We start from the raw sequence: 447 nt of genomic DNA, 5'->3' as shown, positions 1-447 counted from the left end.
TCCCGGTTGCGCGAGCGGGTGGTGTTCGCCGACCACAGCCTCGCGACCGACGAGGTGTTCCTCGAGGCGCATCTGGTGTCGTGCCGCAACGTGCTGATCTACTTCGAGCGCGAGCTGCGGGAGCGCGCGCTGGCCCTGTTCGAGCGGACCCTGGTGCGGCGAGGTTTCCTGGGCCTGGGGATCAAGGAGAGCCTGCGTTTCTCGGGCCAGCATCCGGCCTTCGAGGATTTCAGCCGGCGTGAACGCATCTACCGGAAACGCTGACGGCCATGTCGCTACCTGCTTCGTCTCCACCCGGCGCGCTGCCTGCTCCCGCCCGGCCGCCCTACGAGGCGGTCGCGATCGGCGCGTCGGCCGGCGGCATCGAAGTGCTGGCCGTCCTGCTCGGCGCGCTGCCCGCCGCGTTTCCCGCGATCGTGATGGTGGTGGTGCACCTGCCCACCGATG

At 69.8% G+C, this 447-nt stretch carries 2 protein-coding genes; both read left to right on the top strand.

The window, feature by feature from the left end; translation table 11 throughout:
* Positions 1-264, top strand: a 264-nt coding sequence (locus HWY05_RS37925; protein WP_279614207.1) for a CheR family methyltransferase, incomplete at its 5' end; no start/stop codon positions are given.
* 5 nt (positions 265-269) lie between these two features.
* Positions 270-447, top strand: a 178-nt coding sequence (locus tag HWY05_RS37920) for a chemotaxis protein CheB (protein WP_279614208.1), incomplete at its 3' end; no start/stop codon positions are given.

This window comes from Paraburkholderia sp. BCC1876 (assembly GCF_902833695.1).
GTDB lineage: Bacteria > Pseudomonadota > Gammaproteobacteria > Burkholderiales > Burkholderiaceae > Paraburkholderia.
The sequence above is the reverse complement of the archived record's forward strand: the minus strand, read 5'-3'. Positions and strand labels throughout refer to the sequence as shown.